Annotated in this window: 22 protein-coding genes; 19 read left to right on the forward strand and 3 right to left on the reverse strand. The window is 57.8% G+C overall.

The features are described 5' to 3' along the window. Window positions 1-16: 16 nt before the first annotated feature. Window positions 17-970 carry a LysR family transcriptional regulator gene (locus tag AC1DCP_RS20315; protein ID WP_476774586.1) on the reverse strand — a complete coding sequence of 318 codons (954 nt, stop codon included), beginning with the start codon at window positions 968-970 and terminating at the stop codon, window positions 17-19. A 47-nt stretch (window positions 971-1,017) separates the two neighbouring features. Between AC1DCP_RS20315 and AC1DCP_RS20320 the strand changes: the two genes are divergently transcribed. Together AC1DCP_RS20320 and AC1DCP_RS20325 are read left to right on the forward strand one after the other, a co-directional pair. Then, window positions 1,018-1,341 carry a nuclear transport factor 2 family protein gene (locus AC1DCP_RS20320; RefSeq protein WP_065658415.1) on the forward strand — a complete coding sequence of 108 codons (324 nt, stop codon included), beginning with the start codon at window positions 1,018-1,020 and terminating at the stop codon, window positions 1,339-1,341. After that, window positions 1,338-2,117, forward strand: coding sequence for an SDR family oxidoreductase (locus tag AC1DCP_RS20325; protein ID WP_065658416.1), 780 nt, complete (start codon window positions 1,338-1,340; stop codon window positions 2,115-2,117). The genes AC1DCP_RS20320 and AC1DCP_RS20325 overlap by 4 nt, the downstream gene beginning before the upstream one ends. Window positions 2,118-2,138: 21 nt before the next feature. Here AC1DCP_RS20325 and AC1DCP_RS20330 read toward each other — a convergent pair whose 3' ends face one another. Beyond that, complete coding sequence (locus AC1DCP_RS20330) at window positions 2,139-2,606, reverse strand: MarR family winged helix-turn-helix transcriptional regulator (RefSeq protein ID WP_003519242.1); 468 nt, start codon at window positions 2,604-2,606, stop codon at window positions 2,139-2,141. Between the two features lie 143 nt (window positions 2,607-2,749). On the opposite strand from AC1DCP_RS20330, the gene AC1DCP_RS20335 reads away from it, so the two are divergent. The 3 genes from AC1DCP_RS20335 to AC1DCP_RS20345 all read left to right on the forward strand — a co-directional run bounded on the left by AC1DCP_RS20335 (window position 2,750) and on the right by AC1DCP_RS20345 (window position 5,495). Next, on the forward strand, window positions 2,750-3,541 hold the full coding sequence (locus AC1DCP_RS20335) for an alpha/beta fold hydrolase (protein WP_065658417.1): 792 nt from the start codon (window positions 2,750-2,752) through the stop codon (window positions 3,539-3,541). Between the two features lie 187 nt (window positions 3,542-3,728). Further along, a complete protein-coding gene (locus AC1DCP_RS20340) occupies window positions 3,729-4,709 on the forward strand; it encodes an alpha/beta fold hydrolase (protein ID WP_162705606.1) in 981 nt (326 codons plus the stop codon). Between the two features lie 75 nt (window positions 4,710-4,784). After that, window positions 4,785-5,495: a gamma-glutamylcyclotransferase gene (locus tag AC1DCP_RS20345; RefSeq protein ID WP_173739259.1), complete on the forward strand. Its 711-nt coding sequence runs from the start codon at window positions 4,785-4,787 to the stop codon at window positions 5,493-5,495. On the opposite strand, the gene AC1DCP_RS20350 is transcribed toward AC1DCP_RS20345, so the two are convergent. After that, window positions 5,482-6,381 carry a LysR family transcriptional regulator gene (locus AC1DCP_RS20350; RefSeq protein ID WP_476774587.1) on the reverse strand — a complete coding sequence of 300 codons (900 nt, stop codon included), beginning with the start codon at window positions 6,379-6,381 and terminating at the stop codon, window positions 5,482-5,484. The genes AC1DCP_RS20345 and AC1DCP_RS20350 overlap by 14 nt on opposite strands. Window positions 6,382-6,501: 120 nt before the next feature. Between AC1DCP_RS20350 and AC1DCP_RS20355 the strand changes: the two genes are divergently transcribed. From AC1DCP_RS20355 to AC1DCP_RS20420, 14 genes are all read left to right on the forward strand, one after another. Continuing rightward, on the forward strand, window positions 6,502-7,434 hold the full coding sequence (locus AC1DCP_RS20355) for a VOC family protein (RefSeq protein ID WP_065663399.1): 933 nt from the start codon (window positions 6,502-6,504) through the stop codon (window positions 7,432-7,434). 57 nt (window positions 7,435-7,491) lie between these two features. Then, window positions 7,492-8,409, forward strand: a complete 918-nt coding sequence (locus tag AC1DCP_RS20360) for a LysR family transcriptional regulator (RefSeq protein WP_013762169.1) — start codon at window positions 7,492-7,494, stop codon at window positions 8,407-8,409. Between the two features lie 723 nt (window positions 8,410-9,132). Then, entirely contained in the window at window positions 9,133-9,822 is a 690-nt protein-coding gene (locus tag AC1DCP_RS20365; RefSeq protein ID WP_013762171.1) for a hydrolase, read from the forward strand. A gap of 62 nt (window positions 9,823-9,884) precedes the next feature. Further along, complete coding sequence (locus tag AC1DCP_RS20370; protein ID WP_003519470.1) at window positions 9,885-10,172, forward strand: XapX domain-containing protein; 288 nt, start codon at window positions 9,885-9,887, stop codon at window positions 10,170-10,172. Beyond that, window positions 10,172-12,154 (forward strand): amidohydrolase, encoded by a 1,983-nt coding sequence (locus tag AC1DCP_RS20375; RefSeq protein WP_065658420.1) that lies wholly within the window; start codon window positions 10,172-10,174, stop codon window positions 12,152-12,154. The genes AC1DCP_RS20370 and AC1DCP_RS20375 overlap by 1 nt, the downstream gene beginning before the upstream one ends. Before the next feature lie 173 nt (window positions 12,155-12,327). Next, complete coding sequence (locus AC1DCP_RS20380) at window positions 12,328-12,771, forward strand: DoxX family protein (RefSeq protein WP_065658421.1); 444 nt, start codon at window positions 12,328-12,330, stop codon at window positions 12,769-12,771. Then, complete coding sequence (locus tag AC1DCP_RS20385) at window positions 12,768-14,366, forward strand: MFS transporter (RefSeq protein ID WP_035200026.1); 1,599 nt, start codon at window positions 12,768-12,770, stop codon at window positions 14,364-14,366. Before AC1DCP_RS20380 ends, AC1DCP_RS20385 begins: the two co-directional genes overlap by 4 nt. Window positions 14,367-14,476: 110 nt before the next feature. Beyond that, complete coding sequence (locus AC1DCP_RS20390) at window positions 14,477-14,785, forward strand: hypothetical protein (RefSeq protein WP_141682257.1); 309 nt, start codon at window positions 14,477-14,479, stop codon at window positions 14,783-14,785. Window positions 14,786-14,978: 193 nt separating this feature from the next. Further along, the gene (locus AC1DCP_RS20395; RefSeq protein ID WP_003518350.1) at window positions 14,979-15,155 is read left to right on the forward strand and encodes a hypothetical protein; all 177 of its coding nucleotides are present in this window, start codon (window positions 14,979-14,981) and stop codon (window positions 15,153-15,155) included. Between the two features lie 218 nt (window positions 15,156-15,373). Continuing rightward, a complete protein-coding gene (paoA, locus tag AC1DCP_RS20400) occupies window positions 15,374-16,012 on the forward strand; it encodes an aldehyde dehydrogenase iron-sulfur subunit PaoA (protein ID WP_003518348.1) in 639 nt (212 codons plus the stop codon). Further along, complete coding sequence (locus AC1DCP_RS20405; protein ID WP_035200027.1) at window positions 16,009-16,959, forward strand: FAD binding domain-containing protein; 951 nt, start codon at window positions 16,009-16,011, stop codon at window positions 16,957-16,959. The genes paoA and AC1DCP_RS20405 overlap by 4 nt, the downstream gene beginning before the upstream one ends. 4 nt (window positions 16,960-16,963) lie before the next feature. Further along, complete coding sequence (gene paoC, locus AC1DCP_RS20410; RefSeq protein ID WP_112391844.1) at window positions 16,964-19,162, forward strand: aldehyde oxidoreductase molybdenum-binding subunit PaoC; 2,199 nt, start codon at window positions 16,964-16,966, stop codon at window positions 19,160-19,162. Next, window positions 19,152-20,111, forward strand: coding sequence for an XdhC family protein (locus tag AC1DCP_RS20415; RefSeq protein WP_065663403.1), 960 nt, complete (start codon window positions 19,152-19,154; stop codon window positions 20,109-20,111). The genes paoC and AC1DCP_RS20415 overlap by 11 nt, the downstream gene beginning before the upstream one ends. A gap of 44 nt (window positions 20,112-20,155) precedes the next feature. Continuing rightward, a complete protein-coding gene (locus AC1DCP_RS20420) occupies window positions 20,156-20,749 on the forward strand; it encodes a nucleotidyltransferase family protein (protein WP_476774613.1) in 594 nt (197 codons plus the stop codon). Window positions 20,750-20,858 lie beyond the last annotated feature (109 nt).

Raw genomic sequence — 20,858 nt, forward strand, 5'->3', positions numbered from 1 at the left:
ATGCGGGGTCAGCGGGTCAGTCAGCCGCTCGTCGCGAAAGCTCGCGGGCCAGATCAAGAAACGCTTTCACTCCAGCCGACAGATTTCGGCGCCCGGGATAATACAGGCAGAGCCCCGGATACGGTGGTGTCCAGTCCTCCAGAACCCGGACAAGGCGCCCGGCCCTGATCTCGGAAAGCACTTCCTCTTCCATGGTATAGCCCAGGCCGGTACCTTCCAGCACCGAAGTCCTCACAAGGCCCGCTTCATCGAGTGTGATCGGGCCTCGCACATCGATTTGCACCGGCTCGTCGTCTTTTTCAAACCGCCATCGAAACAGTGAGCCGTCCGGCAAGCGAACGCGAATGCATCTGTGATTGAGAAGATCGGGAGGAACCACGGGTTTGGGATGTTGTGCGAAATAGTCCGGAGAACCGACAACAGCGTGTCGCTGTGGCCGGCCGAGCGAAACGGCAATCATGTCGCTGGGAACGAGACCTGCCACCCTTACGCCCAGATCAAAACCGTCATTGACGATATCAACCATTTTTCCTTCCGTGACCAGATCGACATTCATCTCGGGATAGCGACGCAGGAACTCAAGCACGAGCGGTGAGATGATGGCGCGTGCTGCAAACGGTGCCGCATTGATGCGTATCGTTCCAGACGGTGTCTCGCGTTGAGAGCGCACCGTTTCCAGAGCGGCATGAAGGTCCTGAAGTGAAGGCGCAACCTGCTGTACAAAGAGCCTGCCGGCATCTGTCAGCGAGACGCTGCGCGTAGTGCGATTGAACAATCGTACGCCGAGCCCCGCCTCAAGCCTGCCGATGGTGTGGCTGAGCGCAGTTGTGGACATACCGAGATCGATAGCCGCTGCGCGAAACGTCCCGCGCCTGGCGATCGCGATGACTGCTTCGAGTTCCCTAAGGTTTAACTGTTTCATTATCCCGATCTGTTCAACATCGCGTGCATGTTTATCCCACTTATCCATGCAATGGTAGAGCACTAACTTAGGGGCACCTCACAAGGAGAAATAAGATGGATATGCCCCAAGTTGTGAATATGTATTTTGACGCCGACACCCGCAACGATGCCGACGGGCTGTTGCAAACGCTTGATGTCGATGCGGTGGTCGAGGACGAGAATGCCCGCTATCAGGGCACTGCCGCCATCCGTCAATGGTGGGTGGCCGCCAAGAGGTCGGCTCAATACGTTGCCGAACCTGTGGAAACCACGGTTGACGGTGACAAGGCACTCGTGCGGGCGAGGGTGAGTGGCAAGTTTCCCGGTAGTCCGGTGATGCTAATCCATGCCTTCACGATCAAGGACGACAGGATCGTCAGGCTGGAGATCCGGTCATGATCGACTTTCTCAATCTGAAAGGCAAACGCGCACTCATTACGGCTGGAACCAAGGGTGCTGGCGCTGCGACCGTCAGCCTGTTTCGCGAACTCGGCGCAAAGGTGCTGACGACAGCGCGTGCCCGTCCGGAAAACATGCCGGAAGAATTGTTCGTCGATGCGGACCTGAGCACCGAAGAGGGATGTGAAATCGTCGCAGAGGCCACGCGGCGGCGCCTTGGCGGCGTCGATGTCATCGTCCATATGCTGGGTGGCTCCTCAGCATCGGGGGGCGGCTTTTCTGCCCTGTCGGAGGATGACTGGCACAAGGAAATGTCGCTTAACCTTTATCCGGCTGTCCGACTGGATCGGCAACTGGTCCCGGATATGGTCGCCCGGGAAAGCGGCGTCGTCGTGCATGTGACATCCATCCAGAGAGTCCTGCCACTTCCGGAATCGACAACAGCCTATGCCGCAGCAAAAGCGGCACTTTCGACCTATAGTAAGGCGATGTCGAAGGAAGTGTCGCCCAAAGGCGTGCGCGTCGTTCGGGTTTCGCCGGGCTGGATCGAAACGGAAGCCTCCGTCCACCTTGCAGAGCGCCTGGCGAAGCAGGCCGGAACTGACCTTGAGGGTGGCAAGAAGATCATCATGGATGGACTGGGCGGCATTCCGCTCGGCCGCCCGGCAAAACCGGAAGAGGTCGCAAACCTGATCGCCTTCCTCGCTTCCGACCGCGCGGCTTCGATTACTGGTACCGAATACACAATTGATGGGGGGACGGTGCCGACAGCGTAGGTTCCGAGATGCGCCTGCAGATCAGGCGGGCGCGTCCCACCCGCCGATCTGTGAATAGATCGCGTCGCGGAGATGGCGGACGTCGTGGTTCAGATCGGCCAGCTCCTTTGGAGTTTGCATTGAAGCTGCAAGCAAGGTGTCGCTGAGGCAGCCCGCCCTGTGCTGCAATGCGCGGCCTTCCTCGGTCAACGCGATCACCACCTGCCGCTCATTGCTGAGGTTTCTGGTCCTGCGCAACAAGCCGGCTGTCTCAAGGCGCTTCAAGAGCGGCGTCAGTGTGCTCGATTCCAATGCGAGGGCGTTTGCAATGGCGCCAACGGTTTGCTCATCTCCGCTCCAAAGCACGTTTAGCACGAGATATTGCGGGTACGTCAGCCCCAGCTCATCCAGAAGGGGCTTGTAAGCGCGCTGGATGGCAATGCCGGCAGTATAAATTGCGTAGCACAGCTGGTCGTGCAAGGGCGGTGGATTGTTGTGACGTATGGTCATTCTAGGCTCCTTCACACATACATATAGCCAATCATACGGCAAAAATAAATATCGCGATAATAATTATCTTGACGGAAGGATCGGCATCTGTCAGCTTATGTATATCGCGATAACAGTTATCGCAAAACAAAAAGGAAGAAGCCATGACACGCAAGTCCGCAACCGCCCTTTCTGCAATTGCCGCCGCCGCATTGTCTGCCGCACTGCCGGCAAACGCTGCCGACACCATTTCCCAGAACCAGTCCGTAAAAAACGTCGTGCTCGTCCATGGCGCTTTTGCTGACGGCTCTGGCTGGAAGGGTGTCTACGACAATCTCACAAAGCGTGGTTACCGCGTGACCATCGTCCAGAATCCCCTGACCTCTCTGGCAGACGACGTTGCCGCCACAAAGCGTGCTCTCGAGCGGCAGAATGGTCCGGTCATTCTGGTCGGACATTCCTGGGGCGGCACCGTCATTACAGAAGCGGGCGTTGATGAAAAGGTTGCTGGCCTCGTCTATGTCTCTGCGCTCTCACCAGATGCCGGCGAAACGACAGCCCAGCAATATCAGGGGTTTGCTCCCGCATCGGAATTCGTCATCGAAACCACGAAGGATGGTTTTGGATATGTCAGCCCGGCAAAGTTCAAGGCTGGTTTTGCTCATGACGTTAGCGATGCCGATGTTGCGTTCATGAGGGACGCTCAGGTCCCGATCAACATGTCGGCGTTCGGCACGAAGCTCGAACATGCTGCCTGGCGTACCAAGCCCAGCTGGGCTGTGATCGCTACTGAGGACAAGGCATTCGACCAGGCAATGCTGATCCATATGGCCGAACGCATCAAAGCCAAGATCACCAAGGTCTCAGCAAGCCACGCCCTGTTCATGACGCAGCCGACGGTCGTCGCTGATACCATCGATGCAGCCGCAAAGGCCGTCTCGGCAAAGCAGAAATGATAGATTCCGCGTTATCGGGACAATCCGCACTGTCCCGATAACGACCGGAACGTATTATTTCGAATTTCACAACAAACTATGAATTATTAGTTCAATTGTTGTGCCCGCGACTTGGTAGCAATATCCACGCATCAGACGAGCAACGGCGTCGCCTGAAACACGAAACCATACATTTACAGGACGTGAAATGACCCAGAACGACTTTTCCATAACGCGCCGTGGCGCACTGCTTTCAGTTGGTGCAGCCGCAGCGGCGATGGCCATTTCACCCGTATTCACCTTCGCAGCAAACGCTGCCCCCACCAACACATCAATCGAAGGAAACAAGACCATGGGTACTATCACCACCAAGGACGGTGTCGAAATATTCTACAAGGATTGGGGCTCCAAGGATGCTCAGCCCATCGTATTTCATCACGGCTGGCCGTTATCGTCTGACGACTGGGATGCCCAGATGCTGTTCTTCCTCGCCAACGGTTACCGGGTCGTTGCCCATGATCGCCGTGGCCACGGACGCTCTGCCCAGGTTTCCGAAGGGCATGATATGGACCACTATGCCGCCGACGCTTTCGCTGTCGTCGAAGCGCTGGATCTGAAAAATGCCGTGCATATCGGCCATTCCACCGGCGGTGGCGAAGTGGCACGCTATGTGGCGAAGTTTGGTCAGCCGGCCGGTCGTGTCGCCAAGGCCGTTCTGGTATCGGCAGTCCCGCCGCTGATGCTGAAGACCGCAGCCAATCCCGAAGGCCTGCCGATCGAAGTGTTCGACGGCTTCCGTTCGGCGCTGGCGGCCAATCGGGCGCAATTCTTCCGCGATGTCCCGGCCGGCCCGTTCTACGGTTTTAACCGCGATGGCGCCAAGGTTCAGGAAGGCGTAATCCAGAATTGGTGGCGCCAGGGCATGATGGGCGGTGCAAAGGCGCACTATGATGGCATCAAGGCCTTCTCCGAAACCGACCAGACGGAAGATCTGAAGGCAATCACGGTGCCGACGCTCGTTCTCCACGGCGAAGACGATCAGATCGTTCCAATCGCGGATTCTGCACTGAAGTCCGCCAAGCTGCTGAGGAATGGTTCGCTGAAGACCTATCCCGGCTTCTCGCATGGCATGCTGACCGTGAATGCCGATGTGCTGAACGCCGATCTTCTGGCATTCATTCGATCCTGACGATAAGAGGTGGCCGTGGCGGAACCTGCCACGGCCACTGATGCAATCCTTGCCGCACTACCGATCGAGACGACGATGCAGTTGACGCCCGAGCTTGTAGCCCTGACCATCAGAGACGTCCGTGACGACGGCCCGGAGCCGGGCTGGACGCCGTTATCTGAAACAGAACTTGACGCTCTGGTTGCCGCTATCGAGCGTGAAGCCGATAGCGATCCGATCTGGGTGTTTGCATACGGTTCCCTGATCTGGAATCCTGAGTTCAAGCCAGCCGGCAGGCGACGCGCCACCGCCCATGGCTGGCATCGTTCGTTTTCCCTGAAAATCGAGCGCTGGCGGGCAACGAGCGCACAGCCAGGTCTGATGATGGCGCTTGAGCGTGGTGGACAGTGCGACGGTGTCATCCTGCAACTCTCGTCCGAGCGGCGGCGTGTCGACCTTCGAGCTCTCGTCGCCCGCGAAATCAGGTATCGGGAAGTCATCGACATGGTGCGCTGGGTAAAGGTCAAAACGCCTGACGGCATCCAGAAGGCTCTGACATTCTGGGCGAGCACAAAGCGCGCGGGTCTGACGGCGCCGCTACCGGTGGAAACGACCGCAAAACTGATCGCCAGCGCCTGCGGAGAGGGCGGTTCCTGCGCCCAGTATCTGCACAACACGATCGTCGATCTTCAGGCAGAGGGCATTCGCGATCGAAACCTCTGGCAGTTACAGGCGCGGGTCGCGGCCGAGATCTCCGCACAGCAAGGACGCTGTGGCGGGACAGTCCGGGATATCAATCAAGCATGACCATCTGCGCCGCAACCTGCTCCTCGAAGAATTTGGAGAAGGATGCAATGCGGGGAGGCAGAGCCTGATAGGGCGGGTAGTAGAGGGTCAACCACAGATCGGGTGGGGCCCAGCCCTTGAAGACATGCACGAGGCGCCCACTCTTGAGGTGTTCCGAGACATGAAAGTTCGGCAGCATGGCAACGCCTGCTCCATCTGCGGCCATGTCGGCCAGAACCTCACCATTATTGGCGCTGAAGGCGCGCCCTGCCGATATCGTCATGCTCGTGCCGCCGTCCGAGAGCACCCAGTTCTCTCGCCGGCTTTCGCCGCTATAGGCGAGGCAATCGTCTGGCGTCAGCTCGTTCGGATGCTGCATCTCGACAAACCGGCTTCCCGGTGCCGCAACCAGAATGCGCGGCACGACGCGGATTTTCCTCCATATCGTGAACTTGTCCGATGGCTGAGACGAGATGCGGATCGCCAGATCGTAGTCATCATCAACGATATTCACCAGTCCGTCGGACAGTGATATCTCGAAGCCCATCTTCGGGTACCGCTCTTTGAAGCCGGAGAGGATCGGTGGGAGCACCGCCTTGCCAAACCACGTCGGCGCACTGATCCTGAGACGCCCTTCGTCGGCTTTGTGAGCGTTCATCACGTCGCGGCGCGCTTCTTCAAGCGTCTTCACCGCCGGCTGAATCTGGGCGGCGAAGATCGCACCGTCTGTTGTCAGCGACACTTGCCGGGTCGTACGGACAAACAGCTGAACGCCGAGTTCGGCTTCAAGTGCCGCAATAGCCCTTGTGACTGCAGCCGGCGTCATGTCGAGTTCGCGGGCAACCTGGGCGAAATTTCGCTTTTCGGCCGCAAGGAGGAAGGTTCGCAGAGCTTTGTAATCGTTCATTGGGATTGTTTCAAAAAGAGCAACGCAGTCGAAATGAATATTGCAATTCTCTGACGTGATCAATCGGCCTAGATATTCGTCAACAGCCAAACACTAACGGCGACATTGAAAGGCAATGACATGATCAAGGATATCAAGGGACTGCATCACGTAACCTCAATGGCTTCGGATGCGCGTCAGAACAATCGCTTCTTCACCGACACACTGGGCCTGCGTCGCGTCAAGCAGACCGTTAACTTCGATGACCCAAACGTCTACCACCTTTATTATGGTGACGAGAACGGCTCCGCAGGCACCGTCATGACCTACTTCCCGTTCCCGAACATGATGCTGGGTCGTCCCGGTGTTGGTGAGGTCGGGGAAACCCAGTTCTCCGTGCCAAAGGGCGCATTGAAATTCTGGCAGGATCGGTTTACCGCGCACGGTGTCGATGGCTTGAAAACTGACACCGTCTTTGGCGCCAACAGACTTCAATTCATGGGTCCGGACGGTGACAGTCTGGCGCTGATTGAATCTGCCGATGACAACCGCGCGCCGTGGCTGGCGGACGGCGTTCCGGGCGATGCAGCTATCCGCGGTTTTGCCGGCGCCCGGTTCAGCCTGCACGATACTGCCGCGACAGAAGAGCTTCTGGGTTTCATGGGGTATCAACGCGCCGAGAAGGAAGGTGACGTGACCCGCTTTATCATTCCCAATGGAAACGGCGCCGATACGATTGATGTCGCAGCACTGCCGAAAACGTCGTTTGCCCGTCAGGGCGCCGGTTCGGTTCACCATATCGCCTTTGCCGTCGAAAACCGCGAAAAGCAACTCGAAGTTCGCAAGGCACTGATGGACACCGGTTATCAGGTTACGCCCGTCATTGACCGCGATTATTTCTGGGCAATCTACTTCCGCACACCAGGCGGCGTGTTGTTCGAGATTGCCACGAACGAGCCGGGGTTTGACCGGGATGAGGACACGGCACATCTGGGCGAGGCGCTTAAGTTGCCGAGCCGGTATGAAGCGTTCCGTGACCAGATCCAGGCAAATCTCGAGCCGCTGACTGCCTAACAACCCCCGCTCACTGGTGTCTGTGGCAACTGATCGGGCTTCTATGGAGAAATGCCAATGGATCAATTGGGAGCAATCAGAGCCTTTGTTCGCGTCGTCGAGGCCGGATCCTTTGCAAAGGCTGCCAGCACGATGGGTGCGCCACGGTCCACCGTGAGCAAGCTTGTTCAGGATCTTGAGGCCAGCTTGAGCCTCAAATTGCTGGAACGAACGACACGTTCACTCACGGTGACACCCGAGGGCGTTGCTTATTACGAGCGCGCCCTCCGGCTGATCGCCGATTTCGATGAAATGAACAACGAGGCGACCCGCGGGCGCCTTGCCACGAGGGGAAAACTTCGTGTTGACGTAGGAGGGACCTTCGCCAATACGATTCTGATCCCTCGGTTGCCAGAGTTTTACGCGCTCTATCCAGAGATCGAGTTGCACCTTGGTGTGACAGAACGTCAGGCCGACATCGTTGAAGAGGGAATAGATTGCGTCATTCGTGCCGGAGATCTGCCCAGCGCATCTCTTGTTGCGAAGAAACTATGCAGCGTCGAGATAGTAACCTGCGCCACCCCGGCGTACCTCGAAAAATACGGCGTGCCAGCTTCGCCATCGGATCTGCAGCGTGATCATGTTTTCGTTCAGTACTTTTTCGCGCGCAGCCTGAAGGCCGCACCAGTGCGATTGATGAATGGTGACGAGAAAATAGAAATCTACAGCCCGATCAAGCTCTCCACCAGTGATGCGACTGCGCATTTGCATGGTATATTAGCGGGGCTGGGTATTGGACAGACATTTGAATTTTTGGCACGCGCCCATATCGCTCGCGGCGCACTGGTCCCCATCCTGCAAGATTGGGCGCCACCACGTTATCCTGTTCACATAGTTAGGCCAGCGGGCCGGTTTCCGAGCGTGAAGTATCGGGTATTTGCAGACTGGGTTGCGGGCGTGTTTTCTGCCTACGACGAGGGTACCGCCACGTCCTGATAGCTTTATCCATATCCATGGATAGTTACTCCACAACGGCGGGCTTCTCCACGTTCTTCTTTGACGATATCCCACGGCTGATGTGAGCCCGTGGCTCTATCCCGAATGGGAGTATGCTGTGACAGGCTTGGCTCCTTGGTCGCACGAACCCACCTGCAATTTGGAATAACGGTTGTTCAGATCAAGTATAAGGCGACGTGATCGCGATATGGGGCGTCAATGCCAACCGTGACCCGCCATCTTGTCGCGTCAATACTCAACGGCAGACTGCCAAGGGTTACGCGGCTCACACACCGCGCAACGGTTGTTCAGTGGCAGTGCCGCGCAGGGCAAATTCAACCAAATCGCTTCCCACCGAGCAGCGAAATCAAGGACGCTGCAGAGGTCTTCAACGCCGACTCTGCGCATCAAATTTCCTTCAGAAGTTTTCGGAACGAGTGGCCGCGTATCGCAGCCCCGTGCGAAGTCCGCAGCTCAGCCGGATCGAGAGATTATTGTTGCGATAAAAGCAATTCATTCGCAATTAATATTGCAATTCTACGGGGTCGCAACTCGCGCTACCTTTTCTTTCAGCAGCCGAGGCAGCAAGCGAAAGAAAGCATCGGTTTCAACTTCCCGACGGTCTTGGAAGCTGTGTCCCTGGGCACGGCATCCGACCGAAAGGTCCTGCTCATTTCATAACCGGCCGCATTCGCGGTCCAAAACAACCGAAGAGGAATTGACATGTCCAAGCTTGAAGTTCTTACCCCCGCCAACAGCCAGCTCATTTTCATCGATCAGCAGCCGCAGATGGCATTCGGCGTTCAGTCTATCGACCGCCAGACCCTGAAGAACAACGTTGTTGGCTTGGCCAAGGCTGCCAAGATTTTCAACGTGCCAACCACGATTACCACGGTTGAGACCGAGAGCTTCTCCGGCAACACCTTCCCCGAACTTTTGGCCGTCTATCCGCAGAATGACATCCTTGAACGCACCTCGATGAACTCCTGGGATGATCAGAACGTACGCGATGCGCTGGCAAAGAATGCTGCCAACGGCCGCAAGAAGATTGTCGTCTCCGGTCTGTGGACCGAAGTCTGCAACACGACCTTTGCACTCTCTGCTTTGCATGACGTTCCGGAGTACGAAATCTACATGGTCGCCGACGCTTCCGGCGGCACCTCTTCCGATGCGCACAAATATGCAATGGACCGCATGGTGCAGGCTGGCGTCATACCCGTCACCTGGCAGCAGGTCTTGCTCGAATGGCAGCGCGACTGGGCTCGCAAGGAAACCTACGATGCGGTCACCACACTGGTGAAGGAGCATTCCGGCGCTTACGGCATGGGCATCGATTACGCAGTCACCCACGTCCACGGCGGTGCCGAACGCGTCAGCCATGGCAAGCGCATCGGGCCGAACCCCGCGAAGTAAGCCAGATCAACCGCTCCGGTGACGCATCGGAGCGGTTGTCCGTTTTAACGAGGATGACTCTCATGAAAATCTATCTTCTGTCTCTTGGCGCGGGTCTGCTGGTCGGCATCGTCTACAGCCTGCTCAACGTGCGTTCGCCTGCTCCGCCCGTTATCGCGCTTGTCGGCCTGCTCGGCATTCTCGTCGGTGAGCAGATCATCCCGCTCGCCAAATCGCTCTGGAGTAAGGAGCCGGCAGCGGTTTCCTGGCTCCAGCAGGTGAAGCCGCACATGTTCGGTCACATGCCGAAGGGCGGAAATTCTCCGGAGATTGCCCATCGTTCGCAAACCAATTTGGAGGAGCGGAGCTGATGACGACGCGCCGAACCTTCCTTGGAGCGGCCTCGAGCCTGGCGTTTTCGAACCTCTTCTCAAAGGCCAATGCCGCCGATCCCAACCAGACCGGAATAGATACCATGCACCCAGACCTGATCCTCCATAACGGTCGCTTCACGACCCTTGACCGCACCAATCCAAACGCGACCGCGGTCGCCATCAAGAATGGACTGTTTCTTGAAGTCGGTTCGGACAGCGAGGTCATGTCCCTTGCTGGTTCCAACACCAGGATCGTCGATCTCAAGGGCAAGCGCGTCCTGCCCGGCCTCATCGATAACCACACCCACGTTGTGCGTGGCGGGCTAAACTACAATATGGAATTGCGCTGGGACGGCGTGCGCTCGCTGGCAGATGCAATGGACATGCTCAAGCGCCAGGTGGCGATAACGCCAGCCCCGCAATGGGTGCGTGTTGTCGGCGGGTTCACCGAACACCAGTTTGCGGAGAAGCGTCTGCCGACGATTGAGGAGATCAACGCGGTCGCGCCAGATACCCCAGTATTTCTGCTGCACCTCTATGACCGCGCGCTCTTGAACGGTGCTGCACTGCGCGCTGTCGGTTACACCCGCGATACGCCCAATCCACCCGGTGGCGAAATCACCCGTGATGCCAACGGCAATCCGACTGGTCTGTTGCTGGCCAAGCCTAATGCCGGCATTCTCTACTCCACCCTTGCCAAGGGACCCAAACTGCCTCTCGACTATCAGGTCAACTCCACCCGCCATTTCATGCGTGAGCTCAATCGTCTTGGCGTAACGGGTGTGATTGATGCAGGCGGTGGCTTCCAGAACTACCCTGATGACTACGAGGTCATTCAAAAACTCTCTGACGAGAACCAGATGACGGTGCGTCTGGCCTACAATCTCTTCACCCAGAAGCCCAAGGAAGAAAAGCAAGACTTTCTCAACTGGACGTCTTCGGTCAAATACAAGCAGGGCAACGACTATTTCCGTCACAACGGTGCCGGCGAAATGCTGGTCTTCTCCGCGGCGGACTTCGAGGACTTTCGCCAGCCACGTCCGGAAATGGCGCCGGAAATGGAAGGCGAACTCGAAGAAGTGGTGCGCGTTCTGGCCGAGAACCGTTGGCCATGGCGCATGCACGCCACGTATGACGAGACAATCTCCCGTTCGCTTGATGTCTTCGAGAAGGTCAACAAGGACATTCCGCTTGAAGGTTTGAACTGGTTCTTCGACCATGCCGAAACCATCTCGGACCGGTCCATCGACCGCATTGCGGCCCTTGGTGGCGGCATCGCAACCCAGCATCGCATGGCCTATCAGGGCGAATATTTCGTCGAGCGATATGGCCAAGGCGTTGCCGAAGCGACCCCACCGATCCGAAAGATGCTCGACAAGGGCGTCAACGTTTCCGCCGGCACGGATGCGACCCGCGTCGCCTCCTACAACCCCTGGGTCTCGTTGTCCTGGATGGTGACCGGCAAGACGGTTGGTGGCATGCAACTCTATCCGCGTGCCAACTGCCTCGATCGCGAGACGGCTCTGCGGATGTGGACTGAAAAAGTCACATGGTTTTCGAATGAAGAAGGCAAGAAAGGCCGTATCGAGAAAGGCCAGTTCGCCGACCTTGTCGTTCCCGACAAGGACTTCTTCTCCTGCGCCGAAGACGAGATCTCGTTCCTGGTATCGGAGCTGACCATGGTTGGCGGCAAAATCGTCTATGGAGCGGGTGACTTCAAAACGCTCGACGAGAACGACGTGCCGCCTGCAATGCCCGACTGGTCTCCAGTCCGCAAGTTCGGCGGATATGCTGCATGGGGCGAGCCGGAAGGTGCTGGCGCGCGGTCTCTAAGGCGCACGGCTATCTCGACCTGTGGCTGCGCCAGCGATTGCGGCGTGCATGGTCACGACCATGCGGGAGCCTGGACCTCGAAACTGCCGATCGCCGACCTCAAGGGTTTCTTCGGCGCTCTTGGCTGCTCTTGCTGGGCAGTCTGATCGTGTCCTCGCTTGGGCGACTTCTGTTCGCCCAAGCGATCCGACCCTATAATTGCAATATTGGCAATTAAATCGAAACTATTGCTGCAATTGTTGGCAGAGCGATCACCGGCCAATATCGCTCCATCAAACGCGGCCGCTCGATCACGTCAGCGACCAAAAAGGAGCAGGATATGACCTACCAATCCCCTATATCGAATTCGGCCTTGAGCGGACTTGCACGCGTCGTCGGCTCTCCCATTACGAGAACTGTATCGCTGCTTGCTCTCTGCGCTGCCTACATCCAGGGTCCACTCACCAAGATTTTCGATTTCAATGGCGCGCTTGCTGAGATGAATCATTTCGGTCTGCAGCCTGCCGCTCTCTTTGCCGTCGTCGTCATCGTGTTCGAGCTTACGGCCTCCGCGATGGTGGTCTCGGGCTTCCTGCGCTGGGCAGGCGCACTCGCACTTGCAGGCTTTACGCTTCTCGCAACGTTCATTGCTCTTCGCTTCTGGGAAATGGCGCCCGGCATGGACCGCATGATGGCAACGAACGCCTTCTTCGAACACATCGGTCTGGCCGGTGCATTCATCTTCGTTGCAGCGGCCGACCTTGCAAAGGGAGCGGGTAAATGAGCGCCGCGAAAACATCCGGGGGCACTTTTGCTCCTCTCGCACAGCCCGTCTTCGCGGTCCTTTGGATTGCAACGGTTCTCGGCAATACCGGAAGCTTCATGCGCGATGTCGCAAGCTCATGGCTGATGACGGACCTCTCGGCATCGCCTGCTGCAGTCGCCATGGTTCAGGCGGCCGGAACATTGCCGATCTTCCTGCTTGCCATTCCGGCAGGCGTTCTCACCGACATTCTGGATCGCCGCAAGTTCCTGATTGCGGTCCAGCTCCTGCTGGCCTTCGTAAGTATCTCGCTGATGGTCCTCTCGCAGACAGGCATGCTTTCCGTGAGCGCACTGATCGGCCTGACGTTCCTCGGCGGCATTGGTGCCGCATTGATGGGCCCGACCTGGCAGGCGATTGTTCCTGAACTGGTGAAACGCGAGGACGTGAAGAGCGCTGTCGCTCTCAACTCCCTCGGCATCAATATCGCTCGTTCCATCGGCCCAGCTGCTGGCGGTTTGCTTTTGGCAGCGTTCGGGGCGGGGATCACCTATGGCGCAGACGTTGCAAGCTACATCTTCGTTATCGCGGCTCTGGTGTGGTGGCCACGTGCCAAAAACGCCAACGACGCTCTACAAGAGAACTTCTTCGGCGCGTTCAGGGCTGGCCTACGTTACACTCGCTCAAGCCGCCCCCTGCATGTCGTCCTTCTTCGTGCCGCCATCTTCTTCGCATTCGCCAGTGCCGTCTGGGCACTTCTTCCGCTGGTTGCCCGTCAACTGCTGGGTGGTGATGCCAGCTTCTACGGTATTCTGCTTGGTGCGGTCGGCGCCGGTGCGATCGGTGGAGCATTGGTCATGCCGAGGCTACGCGAACGCCTGAGCTCGGATGGTTTGCTTCTTGGCGCAGCGGTGATCACCGCAGTCGTCATGGGTGTTCTTTCGCTCGCCCCGCCGAAGATCGTCGCCATTATCGCTCTTCTGTTCCTTGGTGGTGCTTGGATCACCGCCCTGACGACCCTGAACGGCGCAGCCCAGGCTGTTCTGCCCAACTGGGTGCGTGGGCGTGGCCTCGCTGTCTATCTGACCGTATTCAACGGAGCCATGACGGCGGGCAGCCTCGGCTGGGGTGCTGTGGGCGAAGCCGTTGGAATTCAGACGACATTGCTTATCGGTGCAGCTGGCTTGCTCGTTGCAGGGTTCATCATGCACCGCGTAAAGCTCCCGGCTGGTGACGCCGACATGGTGCCGTCCAACCACTGGCCGGAACCGCTGGTCGCCGAGCCTGTTGCTCATGACCGTGGTCCTGTCCTGATCCTCATCGAGTACAAGGTCGAGAAACAGCATCGTTCAGCCTTCCTGCGTGCTCTCGACCACCTCTCTCAAGAACGCCGCCGCGATGGTGCCTATGGGTGGGGTGTGACGGAAGATTCCGCCGATCCGGAAAAGATCGTCGAGTGGTTCATGGTGGAATCCTGGGCTGAGCACCTCCGCCAGCACAAGCGGGTTTCCAACGCCGATGCAGACGTGCAGGGAAAGGTTCTGACCTACCATGTTGGTCCGGACAAACCCGTCGTTCGTCACTTCCTGACGATCAACCGGCCAGGGGCGGCGTAAACATTCCATAAAACGGGCGGCTCTGGCCGCCCTTTTTTATGCCATTTGACGCAGGAAACCTGGAGCCGACTAAACTTTTCTCATTCATCCGTTGTCGTGAAAGGTACCAGATGGATGTCGGCCATCATGCAAGCGACATCTCAAAACACGAGCGCTATCGCGCCAATCGTTTTGGTTTTCTCGCCCATCCTCCCCGCCAGAAAAGCCTGACCAAACGGCGCATATACGGATCGATTAACCGGCTCCTGCTGCATTCGAAGCGAAAAAGCCGCAATCCAGCTTTACAACTGTCTGAAAGACGTGGAGGAGCGTGGCACCGTGAAACATCCTATCCCAGCGCTGTTTGTATGTATGGCGTCGCTCGTCGCCTCAACCGCCCCCGTTTTCGCAAATTGCGTTTCTCTGGTTGGGCGGCCTGAATGGCCGCTCATTGCAGGGGCAGTTTCCTCAGCACAGGTTTGTGAGCAGCTCCCAGCCGGACCCAACCAAACTCGCAGTTTCCGCGTGCAATCCGCAGAATTTTGCCGTGGCGTGGATCAAAACTCCACTCTTAGAGCTACGGCCATAGTTACTTGCGAAAGCCCTCCCGACGCGCTTTTCGAGATGCCACCGATGCAGTCGGAGATTGCGGTGATCGTTTCAGTCAACGAAAGAGCATGCAAAATCACCGATGCTCAAATTCAGATCGGCGGTGAGCTGGGAAGCCTCCTGCCCGGCACGGTGGATGCCAGCGAACTCGCGAGGCGCTGGACGGGGTCGCAATTGTCGCAACTCTGCCAGATGCGTTAGTTTTATGAGCGCGTGGTCTACTCCATCTCTAGAAAGACAGCCTGGGTGACAGTGGGCGGCTGACGGTGGCTGCCCCATGGATCGCGTATGCCGATTTATGAGCCTCGCTAATAAGTGTTAGCGAAAAGGCGCATCTAATCATCTTCTTTTGCTTCCCTATGTTGGGATATGGCGTTTCTCCGAGTGCGCCAGACCATCAACAACGAATGGAGCTGGAGATGAGAGATCACTCACATTTGGAACTTTCGCGGCGGGACTTACTTGTTTCCTCGGCGGCGGCAATTGCTGTCACGGGAGTTGCGGCAAAAGGAGCCGCAGCACAGTCCTCGGGGGAAGAAATGAATTTCAAGACGAGTGTTTCCTTCAAAGTGAACGGCGAGATGCATGATCTCGAACTCGACAATCGCACGAGCTTGCTCGACGCCTTGCGCGAGCACCTTCATCTAACCGGCACAAAGAAAGGCTGCGATCACGGACAGTGCGGCGCTTGTACCGTGATGGTGGATGGACGCCGGATCAATTCGTGCCTGACGTTGGCTGTGATGCACGACGGTGACGAGGTCACCACCATCGAGGGCCTCGGACAACCTGGAAACCTGCATCCCATGCAAGCCGCATTCATCAAACACGACGGTTTTCAGTGTGGTTACTGTACTCCCGGACAAATCTGTTCCTCCGTGGCGGTCTTGGAGGAAATCAAGTCGAACATCCCAAGCCATGCCACTGCAGACATTTCCGCAAAGGTTGAAGTCACCGCGGCAGAAGTTCGGGAACGAATGAGCGGCAACATCTGTCGATGCGGCGCCTACTCGAACATTCTCGATGCAATTGCCGAAGTCGGGGGGATCGAAGCATGAGAGCCTTCACATACGAGCGAGCCACAACGGCTCAGGCGGCAGCGAAAGCGGCAGCAGCCAATCCGGAAGCCAAATTCATCGCCGGCGGGACAAATATCCTGGACTTGATGAAGCTGGAGATCGAGCACCCGGCGCATCTCATCGACATCAACGGAGTTGGTCTCGACAAGATCGAAACCACCTCTGATGGCGGTCTGCGCATAGGGGCTCTGGTCCGCAATACCGATCTGGCAAGCGACGAGACTGTCCGTCGCGACTATGGTTTGCTTACCCGCGCCCTGGTCGCCGGGGCGTCTGGTCAACTGCGAAACAAGGCCACCACCGCGGGCAATCTCCTCCAGCGTACGCGCTGTCCGTATTTCTATGACACCAACCAACCGTGCAACAAGCGGCAGCCGGGAAGCGGATGTTCGGCCCTTGGCGGTTTTTCGCGACAGCATGCAGTCGTCGGAAGCAGCGAATCCTGTATCGCCACTCATCCCAGCGACATGGCTGTTGCGATGAGGGCGCTCGACGCAACCGTCGAAACGGTCAATGGCGACGGTCGTAGCCGCGCAATCCCGATCGCAGACTTTCACAGGCTTCCCGGCGATACCCCACACATCGAGACGGTCCTGGAGCCGGGCGAGTTCATAACTGCGGTCACGCTGCCGAAGCCAATTGGGGGCAAGCATATCTATCGCAAGGTGCGCGATCGGGCCTCCTACGCGTTTGCGCTCATATCCGTTGCTGCGGTGATCCAGCCGGATGGCACCGGCCGCGTGGCTGTCGGTGGCGTCGCTCACAAGCCCTGGCGAACAGGCTCAGGTGACCAGGAGCTAAAGAGTGGTGCAAAAGCCGCAAGTGCGGCACTTCTCGGCGACGCTCGCCCGACGGAGCAAAATCGCTTCAAGATAACCCTCGTGGAACGAACGATCGGTGCGGTGATCGCAGAGGCAAGGGGATAACGACATGAAATTCGACACACCTGCAATCAACAATCCCATCGACCGGATGAAAGTCGTCGGTCAGCCTATCCCCCGCATTGACGGCCAAGAGAAAACGACGGGCCGAGCAATGTATGCCTATGAATGGCATGATCCGAATATTCCTTACACCTACGGGTATCCGGTCGGTGCCGCGATTGCGAAGGGCCGTATCCGGTCGATATCGACCGACGCCGCAAAGCGGTCCCCCGGCGTTTTGACTGTTGTCACCACCTTGGACGTGGGCAAGCGCGAGAAGGGTAAATTCAACACAGCCAATCTTTTTGGTGGCGATGAAGTCCAGCACTATCACCAGGCGGTGGCAGTGGTCGTCGCAGAAACCTTCGAGCAGGCGCGCGCCGCAGCTTCGCTTGTGACAGTAGAATATGAAACTGCGCCCGGGAGCTTCGATCTCAAGAAGGCCAAGGACAGTGCGGTCAAGCCTGACGAGAAGCAGCAGCCCGACACGGCAGTCGGTGACTTCGAGGGAGCCTTCAAGAGCGCACCGGTCACTCTCGACGAAAGTTATACCACTCCAGATCAGTCACATTCCATGATGGAGCCCCATGCGTCCATCGCTGCGTGGCATGGCGATAAACTGACCGTTTGGACGTCCAGCCAGATGATTGATTGGTGGCGATCCGATCTGGCGACTACACTTGGTATCGACAAGGACAATATCCATTTGATGTCGCCATTCATAGGCGGGGGTTTCGGGGGTAAGCTTTTCTTGCGAGCCGACGCGGTGCTCGCTGCCTTTGCAGCAAAGGCTACTGGACGTCCGGTCAAGGTCGCGCTTCCCCGTCCGTTCATAGCCAACAACACGACGCATCGGCCGGCGACGATCCAGCGTATTCGCATTGGAGCGACACAGGACGGCAAAATCACCGCGATTGCTCACGAAAGCTGGTCGGGTGACCAGCCTGGGGGCCAGCTGGAAACGGCTGTCAATCAGACACGACTGCTCTACGCGGGTGAGAACCGGATGACTGCCATGAGACTGGCCACGCTTCACTTGCCAGAAGGCAATGCGATGCGGGCGCCCGGCGAAGCGCCGGGGTTGATGGCCCTCGAGATCGCCATAGACGAGATAGCCGAAAAGGTGGGCGTCGATCCGGTCGAGTTTCGGATACTCAACGACACTCAGGTCGACCCTGAGAAGCCCGAGCGCGCTTTTACCCAAAGGAACCTGGTCGGCTGTCTCAAGCTCGGGGCGGAACGGTTTGGCTGGAACCAGCGCGGCAAGCCGGGGTCCCGACGAGAAGGAAACTGGCTTATCGGATCGGGTGTTGCAGCCGCTTTGCGCAACAATCTTCTCCTCCCATCCGCAGCAAGGGTTCGGCTCGGCGCTGACGGCATTGCGACGGTTGAAACCGATATGACCGATATCGGGACCGGCAGCTATACCATCATCGCACAAACAGCAGCTGAGATGCTGGGCCTGCCGGTCGATCGAGTAGCCGTCCAGCTGGGCGATTCCCGCTTTCCGGTTTCGGCGGGGTCGGGCGGGCAGTTCGGCGCGAACTGTTCTACCTCCGGCGTCTACGCAGCCTGCGTGAAGCTTCGTGAGGCGGTGGCGCAGAAACTCGGCTTTAACACTGATGACGTCGTGTTCGAGAACGGACAGGTTCGATCAGGAAACCGTTCGGTAGCGCTTACGGAGGCGGCTGCGCCAAACGGCCTTGTTGGCGAGGATGGAATGGAATGGGGCGATCTTTCCGAAGCCCATCAACAGTCAACGTTCGGTGCCCACTTCGTGGAAGTCGGCGTTGACGTGGCCACGGGTGAAACGCGCATTCGACGCATGCTGGCCGTTTGTGCGGCCGGACGGATCCTGAACCCGATAACAGCGCGCAGCCAGGTTATTGGTGCCATGACAATGGGTGTGGGTGGAGCCCTGTCCGAGGAGTTGGCGGTCGATACGAAGCAAGGCTTCTTCGTCAACCACGATCTGGCTGGCTACGAAGTTCCGGTGCATGCAGACATTCCTCATCAGGAAGTGATTTTCATGGACGAAGCAGACCCCATGTCGTCGCCGATGAAGGCCAAGGGCGTTGGCGAGCTTGGTCTCTGCGGGGTTTCTGCAGCTGTCGCCAACGCAATCTACAATGCCACCGGGGTGAGGGTGCGTCACTATCCTGTGACGCTCGACAAGATCATAGGCGGGCTGCCGGATGTTGCATGACGACATCGCCGCCCTCACGGATATCTGTCCTCAGGAGGATATCCAAGCTGCGACAAAGCCGACGCCGGTCAGGTCGTTGCTCACCGATGATACGGAAGAAATATTTGGCTTTGCGATAAGGGAGCTTGCAAAGGGCAGGGTGGCACTTGCCACCCTTGTCGAAATTCGCGGGGGAGCGGCGCGCGCGCTTGGCTCCCATGTCGCCGTTGCGGCCGATGGTCGTTTTTGTGGTTATGTGTCTGGGGGCTGCATTGAGGCGGCTGTCGCTTCCGAGGCGCTCGACGCAATGGGCGAGAACAGAGATAGGGAGGTGAAGTTCGGATTAGGCTCCCCCTTTTTCGACATTTCCCTGCCGTGCGGTGGTGGGATTACAGTGTCGATCCACGTGCTGCAAAATACCGAGATGTTGAGCGGCGTTCTTGAACAGCTTTATCAGCGCCGGACCACGGGCCTGTGCTACACGAGGCAGACCCAACAGCTCGAGATCGTCGAACCGCCATCGCGGGCCGGTTACGCCGACGACCGCTTTTTCACGGTCTATCGGCCGCGTACGCGTGTCGTGATTTCCGGTCAAAGTATAGAGGCCGAGAGGGCCGCTGATATAGCCCAATCCTCCGGCTACGAGGTGGTTGCCTGCACAGCAAACGAAAAAGTTGTGCCCGATATCGATCAGTACACCGCTGTTGTTCTTCTCCATCACGACCTTGATGCGGAGCAGGCCGTTCTGCAAGCCGCGTTACGGTCACCCGCATTCTACATCGGCGCCTTGGGGAGCACCCGTACACACCGTAGACGGGTCGATTTCCTTGTCAGCTCCGGTTTCTCCCGGGCAGATACTGATCGGATAAGGGCACCGATCGGGCTTTTCGGGCCAACCCGCGATGCGAACTCTCTTGCCCTGTCCATCCTTGCCGACATCGCGGCGAGCCGCTTGTCCCTCTATGCGTGAGGTTCGGTTTGGAAGCGGAAGGAGCTAGACGAGTTTCAGTTGCCGTGGTTGTCCTGGCCGCTGGACGATCGAGCAGGATGGCGGGTGCCGGGCACAAGCTTCTTGCGCGTTTTCGGGAAACCAGCCTCGTTCGTCGGGCCGCATTGGCAGCGCTTGGGGCCGGCAGTCATTCTGTGTTTGTTGTGACCGGATACCGAAGCTCGGACGTCGAGGCCGAAATTGCAGGGCTCGACGTGATCATCGCGAGAAACTCCAACTTCAGTGACGGAATGGCAAGCTCGATCGTGCTCGGCGTCCAGCGCGCCGCGTTGCAAGCCCCCGATGGGATTATGATCATGCTTGCGGATATGCCGCTGCTTGAACCTGCGGATATTGACGTACTCATCGGCGCTTTTGCGGAGAGAAACGGAAAGGCGATTATTCGCGCGGTGTGCGAAGGAAATCCGGGAAACCCGGTGGTCTTTCCTCGCGCCGCATTCCCGCAGCTCATGGCGCTTATAGGCGACAGCGGCGCGCGCAAGATAATCACCCAATCTGGTCTCGACGTCATCGACATAGAGATCGGCGAAAGCGCCAAGGTGGACATAGACAACACAGAGCAGCTCGTTGCTTTAGGTGGCCATCCAGAAATCGACTGATCATCGAAACCTCATGTGTGCAGAGGCGGGGATCGCTTTTTTTTACATCGACACCCCTTTTTATTGTCCATCACCGAACATTTGTCGTGCTTAACGCGTTCCTTCAGTT

Source organism: Agrobacterium sp. 10T429, from assembly GCF_056393925.1.

Bases quoted from the DNA above. Each gene is read 5' to 3' on its own strand.
- AC1DCP_RS20315 (WP_476774586.1), bottom strand. From the start codon at position 970: ATGGATAAGTGGGATAAACATGCACGCGATGTTGAACAGATCGGGATA.
- AC1DCP_RS20320 (WP_065658415.1), top strand. From the start codon at position 1,018: ATGGATATGCCCCAAGTTGTGAATATGTATTTTGACGCCGACACCCGC.
- AC1DCP_RS20325 (WP_065658416.1), top strand. From the start codon at position 1,338: ATGATCGACTTTCTCAATCTGAAAGGCAAACGCGCACTCATTACGGCT.
- AC1DCP_RS20330 (WP_003519242.1), bottom strand. From the start codon at position 2,606: ATGACCATACGTCACAACAATCCACCGCCCTTGCACGACCAGCTGTGC.
- AC1DCP_RS20335 (WP_065658417.1), top strand. From the start codon at position 2,750: ATGACACGCAAGTCCGCAACCGCCCTTTCTGCAATTGCCGCCGCCGCA.
- AC1DCP_RS20340 (WP_162705606.1), top strand. From the start codon at position 3,729: ATGACCCAGAACGACTTTTCCATAACGCGCCGTGGCGCACTGCTTTCA.
- AC1DCP_RS20345 (WP_173739259.1), top strand. From the start codon at position 4,785: ATGCAGTTGACGCCCGAGCTTGTAGCCCTGACCATCAGAGACGTCCGT.
- AC1DCP_RS20350 (WP_476774587.1), bottom strand. From the start codon at position 6,381: ATGAACGATTACAAAGCTCTGCGAACCTTCCTCCTTGCGGCCGAAAAG.
- AC1DCP_RS20355 (WP_065663399.1), top strand. From the start codon at position 6,502: ATGATCAAGGATATCAAGGGACTGCATCACGTAACCTCAATGGCTTCG.
- AC1DCP_RS20360 (WP_013762169.1), top strand. From the start codon at position 7,492: ATGGATCAATTGGGAGCAATCAGAGCCTTTGTTCGCGTCGTCGAGGCC.
- AC1DCP_RS20365 (WP_013762171.1), top strand. From the start codon at position 9,133: ATGTCCAAGCTTGAAGTTCTTACCCCCGCCAACAGCCAGCTCATTTTC.
- AC1DCP_RS20370 (WP_003519470.1), top strand. From the start codon at position 9,885: ATGAAAATCTATCTTCTGTCTCTTGGCGCGGGTCTGCTGGTCGGCATC.
- AC1DCP_RS20375 (WP_065658420.1), top strand. From the start codon at position 10,172: ATGACGACGCGCCGAACCTTCCTTGGAGCGGCCTCGAGCCTGGCGTTT.
- AC1DCP_RS20380 (WP_065658421.1), top strand. From the start codon at position 12,328: ATGACCTACCAATCCCCTATATCGAATTCGGCCTTGAGCGGACTTGCA.
- AC1DCP_RS20385 (WP_035200026.1), top strand. From the start codon at position 12,768: ATGAGCGCCGCGAAAACATCCGGGGGCACTTTTGCTCCTCTCGCACAG.
- AC1DCP_RS20390 (WP_141682257.1), top strand. From the start codon at position 14,477: ATGGATGTCGGCCATCATGCAAGCGACATCTCAAAACACGAGCGCTAT.
- AC1DCP_RS20395 (WP_003518350.1), top strand. From the start codon at position 14,979: ATGCAGTCGGAGATTGCGGTGATCGTTTCAGTCAACGAAAGAGCATGC.
- paoA (WP_003518348.1), top strand. From the start codon at position 15,374: ATGAGAGATCACTCACATTTGGAACTTTCGCGGCGGGACTTACTTGTT.
- AC1DCP_RS20405 (WP_035200027.1), top strand. From the start codon at position 16,009: ATGAGAGCCTTCACATACGAGCGAGCCACAACGGCTCAGGCGGCAGCG.
- paoC (WP_112391844.1), top strand. From the start codon at position 16,964: ATGAAATTCGACACACCTGCAATCAACAATCCCATCGACCGGATGAAA.
- AC1DCP_RS20415 (WP_065663403.1), top strand. From the start codon at position 19,152: ATGTTGCATGACGACATCGCCGCCCTCACGGATATCTGTCCTCAGGAG.